This is a genomic window from Psychrobacter immobilis (assembly GCF_904846065.1).
GTDB classification, from domain to species: Bacteria; Pseudomonadota; Gammaproteobacteria; order Pseudomonadales; family Moraxellaceae; genus Psychrobacter; species Psychrobacter immobilis_H.
Genome location: NZ_CAJGZV010000001.1, coordinates 2255639 through 2279210 on the forward strand (window position 1 = coordinate 2255639; position 23572 = coordinate 2279210).

Sequence of the window (23572 nt, forward strand, 5' to 3'; positions counted from 1 at the left end):
TTGCAGCAATTCGGTAAATAACGCTGCTATGTAACAGTTTGACATTTGTATTCTGCTTTATTTTCTTTTAAGGTGAACACAATCTCAGACACATGCTGTAATCACGCTCTATAAATACAAAAACCAAAAGTATAAAACATGGTTTATCCTGAGCCTTTTATTTGCAACCTTTTAACCCTCTTTACTTTTATGCAGGTTTACTGACCATGGCCTCTTTAGCCGATTTACAACAACATTTGAACCGTTTTTGGGCACTGCCTTATCATGAAGATTTGGCATTAAACGATAAACTTAGCGAGGTGCAAGCTTGGCAACGAGATCGTCTTCAGAACACTCATAAAGACTTGTTTGAGCAACCTCAAAATCAGCTGATGGCAGATTATTTTTTGACACAATTGTATGGCGGCGATGAGTTTAAATTGCTGGCCAGACAGTTAGAACGTATTGTGCCTAAAGCGCAAAAAGTTGAACGTTTTGCGCCAGCAGCAGCTTTAGAGACTGGCAGCATGGCGATACAAGCAGCTATCTTGGCGATAGAGCTGGATTTACATTTAGCAGAATGGCTATTGGCTCAAGATTTGGCTGTTAATGAAGACAACATGTTGACCGCCTATCGCGTAGTCAATGAAGCCGACACTCGACGTATCCAAATTGGTCATTTAAAAGAGGTGTGCTATCGTACCGATAAATATATAAACTCTTTTATGTTGCAAAAAGCCTTTGCCTTGGCTAAAGGCACCGCCTACCGTTACAACTATCAGCCTTTGTATGAATTTATCGATTCAGGCTTTAAAGCGATGAAACCATTAAAAAGTGTCAGCGGCTTTATTGAACCATTTTGTGAGCGTGAGCTTGAGATTATTGACCGTGTTCATGAGACGGATAATGGCGGTAAGCCAATGACGTTTGGTGTATGATAGACGCATCATTTGCTTGGTTAGCTGCTATTTTATACCTTGCAAACAAATAACCATAAAAGTGAATAACAGGATAATGCTATGACCGATAACATCCATAATAACAACGCGCATCTCGATCAAAAACCTACTATCAATGGTCACCTGCAAGATAAATTGGTCAGAGAGAGCATCACCCACAATCAAAATATTACGTCACAAGTACAAGCACGTCAAAGCTATGAAACTAATACCACGCTTAATACAGGTATTGATGCTGGCGTCGAAAACAGCAAGAGAAATGACTTTACACAAGTCCAAGACCTACCAATGGGAACGCCACAAGGCCAACAAACCACTATGCCAAATAATACTACCAGCAACAACGCTAATAGCAACACTGTAGACAATACATCTGCACAAACACAAACCGCCAAACAAACACTTTTTAATCAGCGTGATGACATCAATAATCCGCATACGCCTGATACCGATGGTAATGAAGAAACACATTTTGGCTATAAGACTGTCAATAAAGCTGAAAAGCAAGCACGGGTTGCCGATGTTTTTACCTCAGTTGCCAAAAAATACGACATCATGAACGACTTAATGTCATTTGGTATTCATCGCCTATGGAAGCGTTATGCCATTAGCTTATCAGGCGTGCGTGCGGGTCAGCATGTACTTGATATCGCAGGCGGTACAGGTGATTTAGCCAAAGTATTTAGCCGTGAAGTCGGTAGAAATGGCCATGTAGTATTATCAGATATCAATGCCGCCATGCTCGAAGTCGGTCGTGAACGCTTAATCAATGCTGGCTGCAACAACGTCGATTTTGTACTTGCCAATGCAGAAACACTCGCGCCATTTGATGACAATAGCTTTGATTTGGTCACTATCAGCTTTGGTCTACGTAATGTCACGGACAAAGACGCAGCGCTCAAATCGATGTACCGTGTGCTGAAGCCAGGTGGACGTTTATTAATTTTAGAATTTTCAAAACCTGTATTTGAGCCATTGTCTAAGGCCTATGATTTATACTCATTTACCGCCTTACCTATTATGGGCAAGCTGATTGCCAATGATTCTGAGAGTTATCAATACTTGGCCGAATCGATTCGTATGCATCCTGATCAGCAGACGTTGAAACAAATGATGCAGCAAGCGGGCTTTGAAAATTGTGATTATCATAACTTAACGGCTGGTATTGTCGCTGTCCATCGCGGCTTTAGAGCGTAAGATTAAGTTTTAAATTACACATAGTAATAGACATGCCATCACGTAAAGTGGTGGCAACTGACATTTACAAATAATGCGCTCTTTTAAGGCGCTCAACTGACTATGCGAGAGCCTTATGCTGACTGTTCTACTTTTGGCGGGTGCCGAAAAGCTGATTAACCTTGCTATTGCGAGTGATGAAATTACCAAATCAGGATTGGCACCGCTTGCTGGCAAAGTGTTGCGACTCAATATGGCCATGCCTGAGATTCGTTTGGATATTTTATTCACTCATGAGCGTTTGCGTTTTGAGCCGGTGACAACAGACAGCGTGTTTGAGCAAAGTGGCGCGATGAACGAGCACCAACAAGCCAGTATGGAACGCGCACGGATTGGTCATAGTCGTCCAGACTGTACCATTACTGTAGACAACCCAGCGCAACTGCTGAATCTGATGCGTGGTGCCGAAGGCAATTTACCTATCGCGGGTGATTATAAGGTGCTCATGCAGCTCAAACAACTGGTCGCAGGTTTCGACCCAGATGTTGCAGGACAGCTTGAGCCATTTATTGGTAAGCCGATGGCCAGTCAGTTGCATCTGCTTATATCACAGCTAAAAGGTAGCTGGCGCCATAGTGCCAAACGCGCTTTTGATGACGTCAGCGACTGGGCTAATGAGGTGGCTGGTAATAGTGCTCCTGATCCTATCGAGGCAGCAGAAGTAAACGATCTTAAGCAGCAACTGTTAAAGCTGCGGGCTGATGTCGAACGTGAAGAGGCCAAACTTGCTGCTATCAAAGATGAACAGGCACGCTTTCTCAATAACTCATTTCATCAATAACTGTTGTCGTCGATGATCGCTAAATCCTATTATCGACAGCACTGTTTATAGATAAGTGCAATTTATAGACAAGCACAGTTTATAAATAAGTGCAGTGCCCACCCTATTTTCGACTTTCTTTAGAGTACCCATACCTCATGCTATTATCTCATCGCGCCCGTTTACTTGAGCTTTGGCGTATCGCCGCAACTTATCGCATCGATACTCATCTTTCTATCGAAGACGCGCCTCAGCTGCAACCTTTGGCGCGTTTGATTCGCCTACATCCAGCGGCGTGGGGTAAGAAACACCAACCCAATGCGATTAAATATGCGCTTGAAGACATGGGCACGCTGTTTTTAAAGCTTGGCCAACTGCTGTCAACGCGTCGCGATTTAGTGCCGCCTGAGATTATCGAGCAATTGGTTCAACTACAAGATAAAGTCAAACCTTTCAATTCTGATGTGGCCATTACCCAAATCCAAGACCCCAAACACGGTCTTGGTCAATCGATTGGCACCTTGTTCGCACGCTTTGATGTCAAACCTCTAGCGGCGGCTTCTATTGCCCAAGTACATACTGCTGCATTGCATGATGGTCGTGAAGTGGTGGTAAAAGTGGTGCGTCCTGATATCCGCACCACCATCATTGCTGATTTTGAGCTACTACGTGAGCTGGCCAATTGGGCATCAGCGCGTATTGAAGCGGCACGTGCGATCCATATCGTCGATATTGTCGAAGACTATCGCCAAGTGATGTTAAACGAGCTGGATTTGACCTTAGAGGCAGACAATACCACTCAGATGCGCAACAACTTCTTGGGTTCCGCATTGATGTATGTACCAGAAGTCTATGATTCTGCCAAAAATGTGATGGTCATGGAGCGTATCCAAGGCGTTCCTATCTCGCAAGTTGCAGTGTTTGATAAGCTAGGTTATGACCGAGCAGCACTAGCAGAAAAAGGCTTAACGATATTTTTTACCCAAGTATTCCGCGATAACTTTTTTCATGCCGATATGCATCCGGGTAATGTGTTTGTAGAGACGCCGCCGGTTAAAACACTCACCGCAGATATGGCAGCGGTTGACTTAGGGCATGAACCACGCTATATCGGACTTGATTGCGCCATCATGGGTACGCTATCAAAAGACGATCAGCTTATCGTCGCGCGTATGCTGTTGGCGGTGATGAATAACAACTTTACAGCGATGGTTGATATCGTCAGCCGTGCCGGTTGGATTCCACCAAATACAGACAAGCATGCCCTAATGCGCGATATGAAACGCACAGTTGGTCCAATGCTGCAAAAATCTATCAATGATATCGACTTTGCCGGTGTTTTAATGCAAATTTTAGATATCGCCCGTCGTCACCATATGAGTATCCCGCCGCAATTAATGCTGCTATTGAAGACCTTGGTGCATGTCGAAGGACTTGGTCGTGACCTATACCCTGACCTTGATATCTGGTCACTTGCTAAGCCTATTTTAAGTAGCTGGATCAAAGAGCAGCTTGATCCGATGCGTAATTTACAACATTTACGCCAGCAGTTACCAGAGATTTTATTATCTACGACTGATATTCCAAAGCTATTGGATCAAGGCTTACAAAGCCTTGCCTCACAAGGATCACGCCAAGACAGTCAACTGCGAGAAATACAACAAATTCGTGCGGATATGCTTAATGATCGCCGCCGAGATTGGCTAGCACTGTCAGGTTTTGCCATTTTCATTGCCATTGCAACACAGGTTGTTGGCTGGCTCTCGCCTATCTTTTATATATTGGCTATTTTGGTTGTCGTTTGGCGTATTTTAGCCTAACGCTTTGTTATTTTTAATAAAAATAAGTATTGGTTAATAGCCAGTACTATCTAGGGCGTGTCATCAATTAGATTGTGAGGCTTAAAATGAGAAAAATTGTAGATAAACAAGGAAGAAATTGCCGTTAATATGAACATATTGACAAAATTACTGACGATGTTTAGCAAAATTTAGCCATTTTAAGGCCACTAAATACATTAATGTGCTAATTGATGACACGCCCTAGTATTTATTCAATAAGCTCCCACTCACTTTCATTGCTTTTTAGCGACATTTAAAGTGAGTGAGAGCTTAGTTTTTACATTGCCTTATTTCTCATTGTGTCGTTAAAAAAGACGCCCTGTATAGGAGTCACCCATGTCTACCGCTAAAATATCAATTGCTAAAAAAGACCACAGCGAGGCTATTGCTGCCTTACAAACCCGTTTCGGTAAACAACTTACTACCAATATAACGGTACGTGAGCAGCATGGGCATACGATGACGTGGCTTGCCAATCAGCCACCCGATGCCGTCTTGACAGTAACAGATAAGCACGAGGTAGCAGCTGCGGTGGAGACTTGCAATCAATATCAAATGCCAGTGATTGCATTTGGTATTGGCTCATCCTTAGAAGGTCAATTAAATGCGCCTTATGGCGGATTATGCATCGATATGCATGCGATGGATGCAATATTGCAGGTACATAATGAAGATCTGACGGTGACCGTACAACCAGGCGTCACACGTGAGCAGCTCAATCACTACTTACGTGATACTGGACTATTTTTTCCAATAGATCCGGGTGCCAATGCCAGTATCGGCGGTATGGTCGCCACTCGCGCTTCAGGCACCAATGCGGTACGTTATGGCACGATGAAAGATGTGGTACTCGCGCTTGAGATAGTCACCGCTAGTGGAGAGATTGTCCGCACTGGTACCCGTGCCAAAAAATCTGCAGCGGGTTATGACTTGACGAGATTAATGATCGGCTCAGAAGGGACACTTGGTATTGTTACTGAGGTGACGCTTAAACTATTCGGCATCAGCGAGTGTATTGGTAGCGGTATTTGCCATTTCCCAACGATTGAGGATGCCTGTCAGGCAGTGATGCTGACCATTCAAATGTGCTTGCCGATTGCGCGCATTGAGCTACTTGATGCCATGCAAATTAAAGCCTGTAATCAATATGCCAATCTTGATCTGGATGAGACGCCTACCCTATTTGTAGAGTTTCATGGCACAGATGCCAGCGTCGCTGAACAAGCTCAAATCTTTACCGACATCATCGAAGAATTCGGCGGTACGGATTTTGCTTGGGATACCAATGAAGCCGAGCGCAAGCGTCTGTGGCAAGCAAGGCATAACGCTTATCATGCCAGCTCTGCTTTACGTCCTGACGCCAGCGCCTTATCGACGGATGCTTGTGTGCCCATTTCACGATTAGCAGAATGCGTCAGTGCAACAGCAAAAGACATCGAAGCTTCGGGCATGATTGGGCCTATCGTCGGTCACGTTGGCGATGGTAATTTTCATGTTTTGTTATTGGTCGATACCGATAACCCTGAAGAAATCGCTACCGCTGACGGCATTATCAGCCGCTTAGCTACCCGCGCTATTGAAATGGATGGCACTTGTACAGGTGAGCATGGTATCGGGCAAGGCAAACAAAAATATATGCAGCAAGAACACGGTAACGCCTTAGTGCTGATGCAAGCGATTAAGTCAGCCCTTGACCCTAAAAATATTCTCAACCCTGGGAAAATATGGCCTGAGGTGATACCAACTGTTTAACTGTTAAATGGTGCTGATAAGAAACTAAAGCCTAAAAAATGCCCCTACGTTTAACTAGAGTATTAAACGTAGGGGCATTTTTTAGGCTAATTTCATAACATTTGGTCAATCGCCATTTGGGTCAGTACGCGTCCACGTGCGGTACGCAATACATAGCCTTGCTGAATAAGATATGGCTCAATCACATCCTCAAGCGTACCGCGATCTTCAGCCATTGCTGCTGCTACCGCTTCAACGCCAGCTGGACCGCCATCAAAGCGTTCGTGCAATATCTCAATATAACGTCTGTCCAAATGATCAAGACCACGTCTATCAACTGCCAGCATATCGAGCGCACTGCCCGCAATCGCGCCATTGATACTACCGTCGCCTCTCACTTCAGCATAATCACGTACACGGCGTAATAAACGATTGGCAATCCTTGGCGTACCACGCGCACGGCGAGCAATCTCCACCGCGCCATCTTCACTCATCGGTACACGCATCAAGCGTGCGGCACGACTCACAATCGTGGTTAGGTCAGCAATATTATAAAATTCGAGCCGCTGCACAATGCCGAAACGGTCACGCAGTGGTGAGGTCAATAATCCTGCTCGCGTGGTTGCCGCGACTAAGGTAAACGGCGGTAAATCCAGCTTGATAGAGCGTGCCGCAGGCCCTTCACCAATCATAATATCCAGCTGAAAATCTTCCATGGCGGGATACAGTATCTCTTCAATAACAGAACTCAATCGATGAATTTCGTCGATAAATAGCACATCACCCTCTTCTAGATTGGTCAGCATGGCTGCCAAATCACCGGGGCGTTCAAGCACAGGTCCTGAGGTAGAACGCAAGTTACCACCCATTTCACGAGCAATAATATTGGCAAGCGTCGTTTTTCCAAGACCGGGCGGACCAAAAATCAAAGTATGATCTAATGCCTCGCCCCGACCACGTGCCGCGCCAATAAACACCTCCATCTGCTCACGCACCACCGGCTGACCGATATATTCAGCCAGTAATGCCGGTCGAATATTAGAATCAGGCGCATCGCCTGCCCCTTCGAATGGATTAATCAAACGATCTTGCATCATAGGTTTTATCATTATATTAAATCATTATTTTTAAAGAATAGGTATAAATAGCATAACCAAACGCTACGTATAAGTCATGCAAAACATCATAAAGCAGCTACTAAATAAAGCACAGCCTAAAACGAAAATAAGCGACAATGAATGTCGCTTATCTGTTTAAGAGTTATTGATACTTATTGATGGTAGTGAGCTGAATGAATCAAAATCCTGACAACTGTTGCAATGTGGCTTTTAGTAAACCTTGCGTATCGGCAAAGGTATTACCATTACTCTTAGCGGCTTTAATCGCTTGCTGTGCCTCTCTTTCTTTATAGCCCAAGCTAATCAACGCGCCTTCTACCTCAGCGATGATGCTGCCCTCGTGAGATACCTCAGCAGGTTGCATGGCAAACTCTAAATGACTGCTATCGACTTCGATATTTTTCAGCTTATCTTTTAGCTCAATCAATAAGCGCTGCGCTGTTTTTTTACCGATACCGGGAATACGGGTTAATGCCGTCTCTGACTCTTGCTCGACATGCATCTTTAGCTCAGCAGCTGACATCGCAGATAGCATTGCTAACGCCATTTTTGCGCCAACGCCATTGATCTTGATCAATTGCCGAAAGACATCACGCTCTTTGCGATCGATAAAACCATAAAGCAGCTGCGCATCTTCACGTACATGAAAATGCGTCCAAATGCTCGCCTGCTCATTGAGACGCAACTGGCAAAATGACGGTAGCGGCAGCTCTATATCGTAGCCGACACCAGAGGTAGTCATGACACAGGCAGTCGGTGCCATCAAATACTGCACTTGACCACTAATCAATCCAATCATAATCCACTACCTTTATTAGAGCTGATATAAAAAATGAACTGAGCTGCTATTTAATGATAAATGCTATTAAATAAGCATATCTCACAGACATGCTTATTTATAAAAATCGACCATACCTTCAAGGCTGATTGGACGAATTTTATGCGCTTGCCCAGCTGAGCCAAAGGCTTCGAAACGATTGGTACAGATATCTGACATCGCAACCATAGAGGCTTTGAAGTATTTACGCGGATCAAATTCACTTGGGTTTTCTGCAAGGAATTTACGAATAGCGCCCGTTGATGCCAAACGCAAATCGGTATCGATATTTACCTTACGCACACCATGCTTAATCGCTTCAACGATTTGCTCAACCGGTACACCATAAGTCTCACCGATGTTGCCACCATTTTCATTGATGACTTTTAGCCACTCTTGCGGCACTGACGACGAGCCATGCATGACCAAATGCGTGTTAGGAATACGGGCATGAATCTCTTTTACGCGCTCAATCGATAGGATGTCGCCTGTCGGTGGACGGGTGAATTTATACGCACCATGACTGGTACCGATAGCAATGGCTAACGCATCGACGTTGGTGTCTTTAACGAACTGTTCTGCTTCATCAGCACTGGTCAATAGCTGCTCGTGATCTAATACGCCTTCTGCGCCAGAGCCGTCTTCTTCACCAGCCATACCAGTCTCAAGGCTACCTAAGCAACCAATTTCACCTTCTACTGAAACACCGCAGGCGTGTGCCATCTTGACAACTTCGCGAGTCACGCTGGCATTGTAATCATAATCCATTGGCGTTTTACCGTCTTCACCGAGCGAGCCGTCCATCATCACTGATGAAAAGCCAAGCTGAATTGAGCGTTGGCAAATCGCTGGTGACATACCATGATCTTGATGCATAACGACTGGAATATGTGGCCATTCTTCGATAGCAGCAATAATCAGATGACGCAAAAATGCAGAGCCTGCATAACTGCGTGCGCCAGCACTAGCCTGTACGATAACAGGAGAGTCACAGGCGTCGGCTGCCATCATGATTGCACGCATCTGCTCTAAATTATTGACATTGTAAGCAGGGACACCGTAGTTATTTTCGGCGGCATGATCTAGAAGTTGACGTAACGATATTAAAGCCATAAGACGCTCTCTGATTAAATTTTGAATATGATATTAAGAAATCATTCTTAAAAATACGATGTTGCAACAATTGCCCTAAAACCCTAGCCTGATAATAGTCAGACCAGCAAAAAACTGGTATTTTTTGATCGTAATTATTACGCCGTGATTATAGCAAAAATTGCTAGCGCTTCGTAGCGGTTAACCGACTATTTCTTTCTTTGCTTGATTCATAAAACAGCATGATAGCGAGTTTTATAAAACAATTTGATAAGTTCCATATGATACGCAGCTAATTGAAAAAACGGATAAACCTTGTGCACCATATTTTTGACTGACTAAGGCCTGCCCTCAATTCAATCAATGGATATTTAAATGGGCTAAAAATGAGGACACGCCCTAACCTCTAGATTGTGATTTTAAATACAAAAAAGCCTTGGCTATCACCAAAGCTTTTTAAATATTTTGAGGGCTTATATAGTAATCAATATCTGCAACCAACATCTTAATAAGCTATTCATCAATCGACAAATTAGTAGATCCATGGCTTAGGTTCAGTTGCTTATGTATTGATAATTAGTACTGTTGTTCTGCTTCTACTGCGTTTTCACTGGCTTTATTCTCAACAGCAGATGCGCCATCGGCAACCACTTCAGCAGTTTTGGCAACGGCTTCATTTGCGCCTACCACAACTGCTTCACCAGTGTTTTTTAGTGCATCTGTAGCAGCAACACCGGCAGTTTCAGCGCCTTCGGCAACTTCAGTACCAGCATCTTTTGCAGCAACTTCAGCTTCAGCAGCAGCGGCTTCTGTTTCAGCAGCGGCAGTATCAGCGTTAGCAGCAACATCATCACCAGCAGATTCAACAGCAGCTTCGGCGTTCTCTTCTGTTTGTTGGCTACATGCAGTGATTGCAAAAGTACCAGCAAGTACGCTAGCAAGTAATAAATGGCGTTTTAACATAATAAATCCCTCATAAATAAAGCATGTCAAATACATGATTTGCGCTATTTTATAGAGTGCAAATTAGACATGCAATCATAATTTTCAGTATAGAAACAAATAATTACTACTTAATAATAATGAGTGGCCACTGACTCTTATTTCTCTTAAAACAATAACATAAGAATAGTAGCCAAAATATTATTGATACAGCGTACATGAGATGGTGAGGCTAAATTGTACGGCTAATGTTACTCATCTGCTAAATATCGTTAAAGCGTTACGCATCAATCTGTAGAGCAGCAACCGCAGGCAACACCTTGCCTTCTACAAACTCTAAAAATGCGCCACCACCTGTTGACATGTAGCTAACGCCATCTTCCACTTGATATTTATCAATTGCAGCAAGCGTATCACCACCACCAGCGATCGAAAACCCTTCGCTGTTTTTAACGGCATTTGCTATGATTTGTGTGCCCTGACCAAAAGCATCGACTTCAAAAACACCGACCGGACCATTCCATAAAATGGTTTTTGCGTTGATAATAGCATCCGCTAATTGCTTAGCACTTTCTGGAGCGATATCCAATATCATGTCATTTTCGCCAATCGCATCGACAGATTTGATGGTCGCAGTGGCTTGTTGTAATGAGCCTGTGAAGTCAGCAAAATCAATCTCATTTTTATCAGCAACGACAACATATTCAGGTAATAAAATCTCAGTCTTAGTCATAATGTCACGAGCTGTCTTAACCAAGTCCGCTTCATAAAGTGATGCACCAACGCTATGACCTTGCGCGGCTAGGAAGGTATTCGCAATACCGCCACCAACGATAATCTGCGAGCATAATTCAGACAAACTGTGCAGCACTTCTAGCTTTGTCGATACTTTTGAACCACCAACGATTGCTAACATTGGCTGTGCTGGGGTTTCAAGTGCCAAGCTTAACGCATCAAGCTCAGCCGCCAATAAAGGTCCTGCACAAGCTGTTTTTCCTGCTCGATGCATAGCTTGGGTAACGCCTTCTGTTGAGGCCTGCGCACGATGTGCGGTGCCAAATGCATCCATCACGAATACATCGCATAAGTCAGCGTATTTCTGTGCTAAATCCGCATCGTTTTTCTTTTCGCCCTGATTAAAGCGCACGTTTTCTAATAGCACGACCTCGCCTGCTTTAATTGCCACGCCTTCAGTAAGGTAGTCATTGTTTAAGCTAACGGGCTTTGATAACTCTGTGGCTAATTTATCGCTTAAATACTCAGCAACTGGTGCTAGCGAATATATCGGCTCAGGACTGCCTTCAGTTGGACGACCTAAGTGTGAACAAACTATAACGGCCGCGCCTTTTTCTAACGCCATCTTAATCGTAGGCAAACTGGCTTGCAGGCGTGCATCACTGGCGACTTTACCGTTTTTAATAGGCACATTGAGATCTTCACGAATCAACACCACTTTATCCGTTAAGCTCAGCTCACTCATACGCAAAAAATTCATTACCTGCTCCTATGCATCATCTCTTGTTAATCTATCGGTTGGCTTTTTACTCATTGCTGAAAATATTTATCAAATCGGCTGCTCTTGTCTGTGGCTGTATAAAAGCAACCAAGCAAGAATTTGAGGCGGTGTATTCTAGCAGTTTTCTAGCAAGTGCTCATAAAGAACGCACTATTAAATTTTACTCGGGCGTGTCCTTATTTTGAAAATGGGGATAAAAATAAGACAAATGGCTAAATTTTAATAAAAATCAGTAACATTTCGTGGTGGCACTTAGTAATAAGGCTGTTTAAGATACTATTAGCACTGATAATAAATAATATCCACAATAAAAATAACCCATTAGGAGAACCCAATGAGTATCGACCTTCAAGCTGCCAAACAAAACCTACTAACACTTAAAGAAGAATATGAGACTCGTATCGATAAAATCGAAGATCATATCCAAAACCCGCAAGACGACCTCAATGAGCATTGGGAAGACCAAGCCATCTCTTATCGTCAAAATGACATGCGTACAAATTTGATGGTTGAAGCCCGTCAAAGTTTGATCTATGTCGAAAATGCATTAAGCCGTATTGAAAACGGGACTTATGGTAAATGTGAAGTCTGCGGCGAGCAAATTGAAGAGCAACGCTTACAAGCACTGCCTTACGCTACCCTATGTATGGAACATGCTGAATAACGACTCATTTTACTCTAAGACAGCCATTCCAAATCAAAGTTCCAGTGATCAAGTAGGTGTTTTCCATTGAGAGAACGCCTGCTGCCACTGTTTACATCGCACAGCGATTTGATCCACGGGCAAATCCATAATATCCCCAACGACCGCCACGTAAGTAATGGGCAAACCTGCCAGCTCGGTGACATTTTCTGCCGTCAAGCCACCGATGACACATATCGCTATATTTTGCTGACAGCCATCTATGAGCTGCTGGCGCGAGATAATATTGGCGTTAGGTTTTGTATTTGAGGTAAAAATCGCACCCATAGCGGCATAGCTTACGCCCTCATTTTTTGCTGCTTCAACCAGTTCTATCTTGCCATGACAAGTGCGTCCGATCATTTGGTTGGCATGTAGTTCGTGCTTAGCATCGGCAACTTCGCCATCTTGTTGACCCAAATGCACACCAACGCCGAGCTTGGCAGCCAATTTAATATTGTCATTGATGACGACTGGTACGTTGTACGCTTTCGCCAACTCAACTATTTGTCTAGCCTCTTCGTATAGACGAGACTCACCATCAGGTAGCGCCAATATCTGCTTGCGACGAATTTGTAACAGCGCAATGAATCCTGTTGCTAATGCTGCTTCTAATTTGCGATACAGAAGCGCAAACTCATCGTCATTGGTCAGTAAATATAGCTTTGGCGCTGATATAACAGTCGGTGTTTGAGTCATATTATTTTTCCTAGAGTGTATCGTAATTTTAAAAATGGAGATAAAAATGAGATAAATTTTTAGCCCATGTAGAAGTCCATTGATTAAATTGAAGACACACCTTAAATTCAACACAATAAAAAGGCTGTTATATTGAATAACAGCCTTTTTATAAATGCTAAAACAGTAAAGTTATACCGTGCGGCGTGTCGCTAGACTGTTCAGAATATTTTTGGCATCACCCCAACGTGTGGCTGAGCTGTTCGCTCCTAAGATGACGATAATTGCTGGACGGTTATTCACACGCGTTTCCATTACTACACAACGACCAGCTTCATTGATGAAACCTGTTTTTGAGATACCAATTGGATAATCACCGGCACGAACCAAGCTACTGGTGTTATTGGCTTTATAAGTACGGTTACCACTTGAGTAGTTAGACACATAAAAGTCATAACTCTTGGTGGTCGAGAAACGACGAATCACGTCATAGTTACCCGCCGCGCGAACCATTTTAACCAAGTCGTTTGATGAAGCGACGTTGCGCTTATCAAGACCTGTTGGATCACCAAAGAAAGCAGTGGTCATACCCAGATCTTGAGCTTTGCGATTCATGGCACGTATAAAGGCAGTATAGCCACCTGGATAATTACGCGCTAAACTCTTTGCTGCTGGATTTTCTGATTTCATCAATGCCATGAGCAACATCTCAGCACGATTTAAACGATCGCCTGATTTAAGGTTAGAGCTGGCTCGCTTAGGGCCGACGAAATCTTCTGGATCGAGTGTGAGCTCTTCACGCATATCGAGACCAGCATCCAATACGACCATGGCCGTCATCACTTTAGAGATACTGGCCATTGGACGTGCAATGTCAGCATCTTTTTCATAAATAGATTCGCCCGTTTCAGCATCGATGACCGCAACACTACGCGAATCAGTGCTGATCGGTATCATGTTACTGCTACCAAATGAGCCACGATACGTTGTATTGTAGCTATTACTGCTATTGTAACTGTTATTACTACTACCGAAGCTATTGGCGTTGGTGATACTGGTCGTACCATTGCCACTATCAACTTTCTTGATAGCTGAGCCTTTAGATTTGTACATAATATTGCGTGCTTCAGACAAACTATCGGCACCGCCCCAACTCATGCGAGCACTAGAGCTAGTGTCAGCGCTACCATTAATAGTAAGTGCCGCTTGTGCAACACTGCCCAAACTCAACGAAATCATAGCAGCGATTAATTGCTGTTTGGTTAATGGTAGTTGCTTCATTATGCCTCCTGCTGTCACGATGTTGTTAATTAGAGAATCAGTTACATACTAACCAATAGCAACAACGTACGTAGCGTTTATGAATGGGTTTATAAGTACTCGTATAGAGTTTTTGTATTTTTAGTGTATCATGGTTTGCATTTAAGTTTAATGTATCAAGCTGATTTAATAATTTATTTTGGTGTAATTCAAATTTTACTACAACCACTTTATATTACAGAAACATTGACTCACATTGCAGCAATATATCTTAACTTTGAACACTGTAATTATTCGTTTTTTGTTATATTAAACAATGGTATCTATCTAAAAGATTAGCAATATTTTATTTTTTTCAAAAACTAAAAAAACGACTCTAATGATTTTATTTTTTGTCATTTAGCGTCAATAAAAGCCTTCATTCTGACAAACAACAAAGAGTATCGTTATGATTAAAGTACTGGTAGTAGATGATCATGATTTGGTGAGAATGGGTATTAGCCGCATGTTGTCAGATAGTATCGATATCGAAGTAATCGGCGAAGCGGACAGCGGTGACATGGCCATCAAATTGGCCAAACAATTGCGCCCTGATGTGGTTTTGCTTGATGTCAATATGCCTAATATTGGTGGGCTTGAAGCAACCAAACGCTTAATTCAGCTGGATATGGGTATCAAAATATTGGCCGTCAGCAGTATGTCAGCGCAGCCGTATCCTTCGATGCTTATCAAAGCGGGGGTCAATGGCTATATTACGAAGGGCACGCCGCTCGATGAGATGATTCGCGCTGTCAAAAAAATCTATCAAGGTGGTCGTTATTTTAGCCAAGATGTCGCTGAGCAACTGGCTGATGTTTTGCTGTCAGATAATGCCAACTCACCTTTTGACTTACTGAGTGATCGCGAAAAACAGGTGGCAATGATGGTAGTTAACTGTCAAAGCCCGCAGCAAATCGCTGACCAACTATTTGTGAGTGTCAAAACCATCAACACTTACCGCTATCGTATTTATGAAAAAGTTGGGGTTGATAGCGATGTGAAGTTAACACATCTGGCCATTCGTCATGGTCTAATTCAGCCATAACTCATTAGGGCGTGTCCTCAATTCAATTGATGAACATCTACATGGGCTAAAAATCGCTAAATTTTATCAAGTATCGTCAAATATCCTGATATTAATGGCGATATCTTCCTTGTTTGATTGTAATTTATCTCATTTTATCTCTATTTTAAAATGAGGACACGCCCTAGCAACTGTTCCCTTATTGCGGTCAATCTATGAAGCCTGCTACTAATATCGTCTCTGCTGTTACTCACTATTTGCATCGTGATGACACGCTATCTCTACCTCAATTGCGCAGGTTGGGGCTTATTTATAGCAGTTACCGCTTTGCTGTTAGTCTGTTTTCTCTACTGATGGTATATATCACCGCTCACTCTGACAACAGCCTCTCTCTACCAAGCTTTTTACAACAAACAACGCTTAGCTTTTATTTCCTGCTTAGCCTTATTTTACTTGGCTTGTTTTATGTCGTTAATCAGCAAATGCGGCGGCAGTTGGCCTTTGGTTTAGTATTAGACGTCATTATATTAAGCTTATTGCTATATACAGCGGGTGCGCCTGATTTACAGTTGACCATGCTATATATGGTAGTGGTCGCAGCGAGTTTTATGTTGCTACACGGCTCGCAAGCCTTAATTATTACCCTACTCGCTATTATTTTTGTCATTTATCAGCAATTCTTTTATGCCATTGCCAATAGTATGAGCTTAGCAAATTTAGGGGATGCATTGCTCATGTCAGCCAGCTTTTTGGCGGTTGGTGGTTTGAGCTGGTCCATCTCACAGCGTTTGGTACAACTTGAAAAAGTAGCAGCGAGTCACGCTAAAGAAGTTGAACGATTAAACGTCATCAACCAAGAAGTCATCACGCAAATGGTCAATGGTGTCATCGTCATCGATAAACAGCATATCGTTTTAGCAAATCTTGCCGCTCACCAATTACTTAGCCTTTCACACACCCCTTCCGCATCATTGTACAACACCTCTATTGATACAAAAGATACTCGAAACAATACTCGCAGTGCACTCTTATCTAACTTTCAGCAGCAGCTTGGTCAACAACATACGCAGCTATTTAAAGCCTGTTTGTCAGTAGCGGCAGGCCAATCACGCACCTTTATTTATGATTTGCCTGCAGTCGCAAACGCTTCCATATTCGGTAAACTGCGCGTACAAATTATTCCATTAAAAGATGACAGTAAACTGATAATGTTAGAGGACTTACGCCGCGAGCAAGCCAGCGCCCAACAATTAAAACTGGCTTCTTTAGGGCAATTGACGGCGAGCATCGCCCATGAAATAAGGAATCCTTTGGCAGCGATATCACAAGCCAGCCAATTATTAATGGAAGATATTATAGAAGCCAGTGTAGAAGTCGATACAGCAGATAATACGATAACGACGAATATCTCAAATGACGATATGGCAGCGAATCATGAGCTTTATCAAATGATATTTTCACAAACAAAACGTGTGAATCGCATTATCGAAGATGTACTAAAACTGTCTCGCCAGCAAACCGCAAACCAGCAAGCGATTATACTGGCAGACTGGATGCCAACATTTTTAGAGAATTACTTTCAAGGACACGATGTTTTTCTACACGTAAAAACACAACCGACCATATCATTCGACACACATCAACTAGAGCAAGTCTTAATCAATTTAATTAACAATGGCTTGCGCTACAGTAGCTACGCCCACCCTCATGCCTATGTGGAAATCGAGATTTATTGTGCGGATAACGATGTTATAATTGATATCTTGGATGCTGGTCGCGGGGTTAGCACCAACGACTTAGAACATTTGTTCAATCCATTTTTTACGACAGATCAAGCAGGGACAGGCTTGGGACTGTATCTATCACAAGCTTTTTGTGAGGCCAACCAAACTCGTTTGCTTTATATTCCTGAACATGAGAAAACCTGTTTTCGCTTGATAGCACCTGCTATTGGTACTGATACTCATGTAAATAAAACTGAACATAATGTTAATACCACTATTTTATAAATATTAACGTTACCAAGTATTAACATTATATGGAATACTTTGCCATTAAGGCCTCTTGGTTTTTACCATTTTATAGCTATTGAATACGATGAGATGATGTATGACAACAACCGCGCTAGTCGTTGATGACGAAGTGGATCTGTGCCGATTGATGCAAATTACTTTGACCAAAATGGGCATTAAAAGTGATGTAGCATATACTCTGTCACAAGCAAGATCATACTGGCAAGACAATGATTACGATTTTTGTTTGACCGATTTAAAGCTGCCTGATGGGTCAGGACTAGAGTTGGTAAAAGAAATTAGCAATAGCTCTAGTACGCCCATTGCCGTGATTACTGCTCACGGCAGTATGGATCTCGCCATTGAAGCATTGAAGCTTGGTGCTTTCGACTTTGTAAATAAACCTCTTGAGTTACCACGCCTACGTCAACTGGTGGAAAATGCTTTAAAAGTTATTCATCAAGACAATGAAGCAAAAGCCACAGCCGAATGCTCACCTGAACAAAGACTGCTGGACAGTAGACTCATTGGTGATTCTGCGGTGATGCACCCACTGAAAAATACTATTTTAAAATTGGCACGCTCACAAGCACCTGTATTTTTGTCAGGCGCTTCGGGTACTGGTAAAGAAGTGGTTGCCCGATTGATTCATGATTTAAGCCCACGCCGTGATGGTAGCTTTGTACCAGTAAACTGTGGAGCAATACCATCAGAGCTAATGGAGTCAGAGTTCTTTGGTCATAAAAAAGGCAGCTTTACGGGAGCTGTCGCTGACAAACAAGGGCTGTTTCAGCAAGCCAATGGCGGCACGTTATTTTTAGACGAAGTGGCTGATTTGCCTTTAGCCATGCAGGTAAAACTACTGCGCGCCATTCAAGAAAAAACGGTGAGAGCCATTGGTGATACCAAAGAGGTTCCCGTAGATATTCGTATCTTGTCCGCCACCCACAAAAATCTAAACCAATTGGTACAAGACGGTGCGTTTCGACAAGATTTGTACTACCGTATCAATGTGATTGAGTTAAAACTGCCGACACTCAATGCACGTCGTGATGATATCCCTGTATTAGCCAAGCACTTTTTAGCATTAATTGCTGATGAATGGCAGTTAGAGAACCCACCGATACTCACTGTTGAGGCATGCGAACGTTTGCAAGATCATAACTTTGCGGGCAACGTTCGTGAACTGCGTAACGTCCTTGAACGTGCAGTAACCCTAGCAGAGACACCGCACATTGACATCAGCCACTTGGGTTTGCCTGATATTGATATAACCCATCACCGCGCAGTCTCTCAAGATCAGAAGAGTGAGCCTGCGGTTGTCAATAACACTCAATATTCTGAGCGTCAAACAAACAACCAAATGGTCGCTCAATCGATAGAAAATAGAGAAAAAGTCATTCAATCTATGGATGAGACAATAGCGCCACAGGTCAAGCAATTGACGACCAACTTGCATCCTTATCGTACTAACGCTCAGCACTACCCTTCTATGATACAGCGTTCAGAAAGTCATCATGCAGAAAGCCCAAACCATACGGCCCATCATAATAATGAAGAATCTGTCACCCATCGATCTATTCTGCAAGGAAGTGATGAAAAAGCAATTCTAAGCAAATTAAAGGATGGTCAGTTACCATCTCAAGGGTTAGAACACTACCTACAAGAACAAGAAAAACAGTTGATTATTACCGCGCTAAAACAAACGGCTTGGAATAAAACGCAAGCAGCTGAACTACTAGGCACCACTTTTCGCTCTTTACGCTATCGCATGAAAAAACTAGAGATAGCTGAGGATCAATTCGAGCCATAGCATTTGCCATTTTTGAATAATGACAAATGATATTTTAACGTTAATACATCGCGATAGCCTGTCTTTAAGTGAGCCTTACTGAACCCTTTTGCCTGCCACCGCTTGATCGACTTTGGCAGGTTTTCGGACAAAACGAATGCCCGAATCAAGTGCTTTTGTTTTTAGTAAAGCGAGCGCTTGCTGCTCCCATGTACTTTCACTTCCTGACAAGGTCATATCAGGCTCTACCCCGATTCCATCGATTTTATTGCCTGACGCTGTCATATAGTTAGCGACGGTTAGTTTAACAGCCTGCTCATCATTCAGTGGGATGACCGACTGTACCGACCCTTTACCATAGCTGACTTCACCAACGATTGTGGCACGTTTTTGTGCTTGTAAGCTACTGGCCAGCACCTCTGCCGCTGACGCCGAATAGCGATTTTGCAGCACCACCACTGGCAATGATTCAAGTATCGCCAGACCTTGAGTGGATAGCGTACGCGTGTCACTTTGACGACCTTTTACTTGTACCACATCAGTGTCGCTCATAAACAAACTGGCCACGCTCACCGCCGACGTTAGCACCCCGCCTGGATTATCACGCATATCGAGCAAGATACCTGTAATAGGTGCGTCTAGATCTATCAAGCCTTCCAAGAGTTTTTCACGGCTATTATTTTGAAAGGCAGGTAACTTGATAACAGCGATACCGTCAATGAGACTTGCCTCGACCGTTTGAGGGTGGCTGTTATTACGCTGCAAGGTGGTGGTATGTTTGCGGCGACCAGCTTTTGAGGTGATAACATCTACTTGCGTACCCGCAATCCCTGTCAAAAGTTGCTCGATATCGTTACTTTCTTTATCTTCATCAAGCTTGAAATCACCGACTTGATGCAAATAATCGCCAACCGCAATGCCCTTTTTATCTGCAGGCGATGCATCAATAACCTCTGTAATCACCCAATAGCCATCTGTAGGCTGATAATTGACTTTGATACCCACATCACCCACATCACCTTCGGTAAAGGCACGCAGATTTTCATAAGCCTCAGCATCTAAAAATTCAGCATGACTATCTAGCTTAGTCAACATACCACTCAACGCATTATTGAACAGCTCTTCATCGTTGACCGCATCTACATATTCACGGCGTACCAAATCTACTACCGCAACAAACGTCTTGAGCGTTTCTGGAGAAATGGCATTCAATGATACTTGCGCAACCTCAGGTGGAATACTGACATCGATCTCGTTCGTGTCATCGGTCAAGGCACTCTCATCTGCGACACTGTCTATCGAATCGTCAACTTGGTCGGCCGACTCAAGCATATCAGCGACATCTGATAAATTATTAGCGTCATCTTCTGTGGCTATCTCATCGTTATTTAAGCTAATCAGTTGTAGACTGGCGGTGGGATTATTGATGGTCGCATTAGCTGGTGACATCGCTGCTTGTGCGTACATACTAGCAGTGCTGAGCCCAAGCAGACCTATCATCAATGCAGGTTTAAAAATAGTCGGCGCAGTGAATACCTTCATTGCTTGTTTGCCCAATCGCTTCGTCACTGGTAAGCGCATAAAATAAATAGAACGCATAAGAGAACTCGTTTAATAATAGAATTATTTTTATAGATATATGGATAAATATTTATCTCATAAGATAGCATCAAGAGCCAGTCTAAGACTAGGAGAGTATTGCAAGTAACATTCACGATAACTGATATGATTTCATCAAATGATGAGTAGCGGTGTCAAGTTTGTTTAGCAGGCGAAATATCATGCTTACCCTTATTTTTCTCACTATCCAAACATTTAAAGATAATAAAGTCAGCCAAATATCTCTTAAAAAACAGATCAAAAAAAGGAGAGACAATAAATATCTCTCCCCTTTCTATTACTTCTAACAACGCTAGTAAGTTGTCAATATAATAGTATTAAGTGCCTGACTTACAACGCTGGAACCAGTAAGCTTTCGCCCGTCATTTCAGCAGGCTGCTCAATATCCATCAGCGCCAAAATAGTCGGTGCGACATCGCTCAACTTACCACGACTACGTACTTGTAGCTTTTTCTCACCCACATAAATGAGTGGCACATGTTCAGTGGTATGTTGAGTATGTACTTGACCGCTTTCGTAATCTTGCATCTGCTCACAGTTGCCATGATCTGCTGTGATAAGCATATCACCGCCAGCAGCGCGTACCGCTGACTCAATACGGCCAACACAGACATCTAGCGCCTCTACTGCTTTTACAGCCGCATCAAAAATCCCTGTATGCCCGACCATATCACCATTGGCATAATTGACAATTAACACGTCATATTTGCCTGATTCGATGGCAGCCACTAATTTATCAGTCACTTCAGGCGCACTCATCTCTGGTTTCAGATCATAAGTCGCCACATCTGGAGAGGGTACGAGAATACGTGTTTCACCCTCATACTCTTCTTCACGACCACCGCTAAAGAAAAACGTCACATGTGCGTATTTTTCAGTTTCAGCGATACGCAGCTGAGTTTTACCATTGTCTTGCAAATATTCGCCAAGCGTATTGGTCAATGACGTGGGATAATAAGCAACGCTAGTTTTTGGATTGTCTGCTAAAACGTCAGAATATTTGGTCAGCATCACAAATGCCGCAAGTTTTGGCTGCTTATTGCGGGCAAAACCTGAAAACTCATGATCTGGCAAGACAAAAGCTTGCGCCAGCTCACGGGCACGGTCAGCACGGAAGTTCATAAAGATAAGCGCGTCATTGTCATCAACGGTATATGGCACCTCATCACGGCCAATCACTACCGTTGGATTAATAAACTCATCGGTCTCGCGTGCCTTATAAGCAGCTTGTACTGCGCCATCTGCACGCGTAGACAGACGATCGGCTTTACCTTCAGTGATAAGCTCATAGGCTTTTTGGACGCGATCCCAGCGATTGTCACGATCCATTGCATAATAGCGCCCAATGATACTGGCAATCTGTACGCGGCCGCCTTCATAATGAGCATTAAGCTTATTGATATGATCCCGCAGACGATTAATATACTTATCCGCCGATTTAGGTGGGGTGTCGCGTCCGTCTAAAAAACAATGAACAAAGACATTTTTAGCGCCGTGCACTAACGCCGAGTGGCACATTGCTTCGATGTGATCTTGATGCGAATGTACACCACCATCTGACAGCAAACCCATGATATGGACGTTACCACCCAACTCGTTCGCGGCTTTAACCGCCTTGACTAAGGCTTCGTTTTTATAAAATTCACGATTGGCCACTTCACTTGAGATACGAGTCGAATCTTGATACAGAACGCGACCCGCGCCCAAGTTCATGTGCCCAACTTCTGAATTGCCAAACTGCCCATCTGGCAAACCAACGTCTTCTCCAGAAGCAGATATCAATCCATGCGGATATTGCTGATAAATCCTATCCAAATTTGGCATATTGGCGGCAGCAATCGCATTATCCTTATCGTCTTCACGATGCCCAAAACCATCTAATATCATTAAGACATGCGGCACTTTTTTATTTTGATCGCCATCCTGCTTGCTATTGAGCTGAGCCTGATTATCATCGATAAATGCTGATTGTTGCTGGGTATTGGTCATGGATTACCGCTCCTCAAGTGAATGAACGCCTATAATGCTATATTAGGATGTTTAAAGCCCTCTATCTTAACACACATCTTAAAATAGCTGAAAAATCGTCATTTTACGCCCACCTTTAAGCATTTAAAGCATACTTATTTAAAGCACATTTATACAGTAGAAAATGCGGTTAAAACTTAATAGCAATAATGCCACTCTCTAAATCTACGTATCAATCTGTAAATCATACTTGCAATCATTCAAACCATTCGTTAAGATAATTATATTCTGAAGTGTTGGCTAGTAGATGTTTATTCCCTGAGCCGATAATGCTTTACCAGGATGTGGTACCTATTGCTTCATTGTGTATGCCTGCACCGCTTGCGGTGTATCAGGAAACCTGCAGAGGCAGTGACGCATCCGCCCTGAACTTCACGGTTCATGGGTCACCATCTTACAGCGGCACTTCGGTTGTTCTATTCGGTTAATTATTATCTTATTTATAT

18 protein-coding genes and 1 other RNA gene are annotated in these 23572 nt (G+C 43.1%); 10 read left to right on the forward strand and 9 right to left on the reverse strand.

All coding sequences use genetic code 11. The annotated features are described in order from the left end of the window. Positions 1–206: 206 nt before the first annotated feature. The 5 genes from JMW64_RS09270 (at position 207) to JMW64_RS09290 (ending at position 6527) form a co-directional block, all read left to right on the forward strand. A complete protein-coding gene (locus JMW64_RS09270; RefSeq protein ID WP_201554372.1) occupies positions 207–917 on the forward strand; it encodes an FFLEELY motif protein in 711 nt (236 codons plus the stop codon). Between the two features lie 309 nt (positions 918–1226). After that, positions 1227–2135, forward strand: coding sequence for a bifunctional demethylmenaquinone methyltransferase/2-methoxy-6-polyprenyl-1,4-benzoquinol methylase UbiE (gene ubiE, locus JMW64_RS09275; RefSeq protein WP_455566941.1), 909 nt, complete (start codon positions 1227–1229; stop codon positions 2133–2135). Positions 2136–2250: 115 nt separating this feature from the next. Continuing rightward, positions 2251–2955 (forward strand): ubiquinone biosynthesis accessory factor UbiJ, encoded by a 705-nt coding sequence (locus JMW64_RS09280; protein ID WP_201554375.1) that lies wholly within the window; start codon positions 2251–2253, stop codon positions 2953–2955. Positions 2956–3092: 137 nt separating this feature from the next. Beyond that, positions 3093–4754, forward strand: a complete 1662-nt coding sequence (locus tag JMW64_RS09285) for an ABC1 kinase family protein (protein WP_193008290.1) — start codon at positions 3093–3095, stop codon at positions 4752–4754. 357 nt (positions 4755–5111) lie between these two features. Beyond that, on the forward strand, positions 5112–6527 hold the full coding sequence (locus JMW64_RS09290; protein WP_087815485.1) for an FAD-binding oxidoreductase: 1416 nt from the start codon (positions 5112–5114) through the stop codon (positions 6525–6527). A gap of 92 nt (positions 6528–6619) precedes the next feature. Here JMW64_RS09290 and ruvB read toward each other — a convergent pair whose 3' ends face one another. The 5 genes from ruvB to JMW64_RS09315 form a co-directional block, all read right to left on the reverse strand. Next, the gene (ruvB, locus tag JMW64_RS09295; RefSeq protein ID WP_045447074.1) at positions 6620–7600 is read right to left on the reverse strand and encodes a Holliday junction branch migration DNA helicase RuvB; all 981 of its coding nucleotides are present in this window, start codon (positions 7598–7600) and stop codon (positions 6620–6622) included. 202 nt (positions 7601–7802) lie between these two features. Beyond that, the gene (gene ruvA, locus JMW64_RS09300) at positions 7803–8423 is read right to left on the reverse strand and encodes a Holliday junction branch migration protein RuvA (RefSeq protein ID WP_045446946.1); all 621 of its coding nucleotides are present in this window, start codon (positions 8421–8423) and stop codon (positions 7803–7805) included. Positions 8424–8516: 93 nt separating this feature from the next. Continuing rightward, positions 8517–9554, reverse strand: a complete 1038-nt coding sequence (gene fba, locus JMW64_RS09305) for a class II fructose-bisphosphate aldolase (protein WP_045446949.1) — start codon at positions 9552–9554, stop codon at positions 8517–8519. Between the two features lie 555 nt (positions 9555–10109). After that, positions 10110–10496: a hypothetical protein gene (locus tag JMW64_RS09310; RefSeq protein WP_055123806.1), complete on the reverse strand. Its 387-nt coding sequence runs from the start codon at positions 10494–10496 to the stop codon at positions 10110–10112. Positions 10497–10755: 259 nt separating this feature from the next. Next, positions 10756–11970: a phosphoglycerate kinase gene (locus tag JMW64_RS09315; protein ID WP_201554376.1), complete on the reverse strand. Its 1215-nt coding sequence runs from the start codon at positions 11968–11970 to the stop codon at positions 10756–10758. A gap of 355 nt (positions 11971–12325) precedes the next feature. Here JMW64_RS09315 and JMW64_RS09320 point away from each other — a divergent pair, with 355 nt between their 5' ends. Beyond that, entirely contained in the window at positions 12326–12655 is a 330-nt protein-coding gene (locus JMW64_RS09320) for a TraR/DksA family transcriptional regulator (RefSeq protein WP_045446956.1), read from the forward strand. Positions 12656–12703: 48 nt separating this feature from the next. Here JMW64_RS09320 and JMW64_RS09325 read toward each other — a convergent pair whose 3' ends face one another. Both JMW64_RS09325 and JMW64_RS09330 read right to left on the reverse strand, forming a co-directional pair. Then, positions 12704–13372, reverse strand: coding sequence for a thiamine phosphate synthase (locus JMW64_RS09325; RefSeq protein WP_201554377.1), 669 nt, complete (start codon positions 13370–13372; stop codon positions 12704–12706). Between the two features lie 171 nt (positions 13373–13543). Further along, positions 13544–14632, reverse strand: a complete 1089-nt coding sequence (locus JMW64_RS09330; RefSeq protein ID WP_045451193.1) for a serine hydrolase — start codon at positions 14630–14632, stop codon at positions 13544–13546. Between the two features lie 427 nt (positions 14633–15059). On the opposite strand from JMW64_RS09330, the gene JMW64_RS09335 reads away from it, so the two are divergent. The 3 genes from JMW64_RS09335 (at position 15060) to JMW64_RS09345 (ending at position 19499) form a co-directional block, all read left to right on the forward strand. Beyond that, entirely contained in the window at positions 15060–15695 is a 636-nt protein-coding gene (locus JMW64_RS09335) for a response regulator (protein WP_055123802.1), read from the forward strand. 194 nt (positions 15696–15889) lie between these two features. Further along, the gene (locus tag JMW64_RS09340) at positions 15890–17683 is read left to right on the forward strand and encodes a sensor histidine kinase (RefSeq protein WP_201554378.1); all 1794 of its coding nucleotides are present in this window, start codon (positions 15890–15892) and stop codon (positions 17681–17683) included. Positions 17684–17783: 100 nt separating this feature from the next. Continuing rightward, a complete protein-coding gene (locus JMW64_RS09345; RefSeq protein ID WP_201554379.1) occupies positions 17784–19499 on the forward strand; it encodes a sigma 54-interacting transcriptional regulator in 1716 nt (571 codons plus the stop codon). 75 nt (positions 19500–19574) lie between these two features. On the opposite strand, the gene JMW64_RS09350 is transcribed toward JMW64_RS09345, so the two are convergent. Together JMW64_RS09350 and gpmI are read right to left on the reverse strand one after the other, a co-directional pair. Next, positions 19575–21077 (reverse strand): S41 family peptidase, encoded by a 1503-nt coding sequence (locus JMW64_RS09350; protein ID WP_201554380.1) that lies wholly within the window; start codon positions 21075–21077, stop codon positions 19575–19577. A 351-nt stretch (positions 21078–21428) separates the two neighbouring features. Continuing rightward, positions 21429–23087 carry a 2,3-bisphosphoglycerate-independent phosphoglycerate mutase gene (gene gpmI / locus JMW64_RS09355; RefSeq protein WP_201554382.1) on the reverse strand — a complete coding sequence of 553 codons (1659 nt, stop codon included), beginning with the start codon at positions 23085–23087 and terminating at the stop codon, positions 21429–21431. Between the two features lie 261 nt (positions 23088–23348). Between gpmI and ssrS the strand changes: the two genes are divergently transcribed. Further along, positions 23349–23544: non-coding RNA, 6S RNA (ssrS, locus tag JMW64_RS09360), on the forward strand. The last annotated feature ends 28 nt before the right edge of the window (positions 23545–23572 follow it).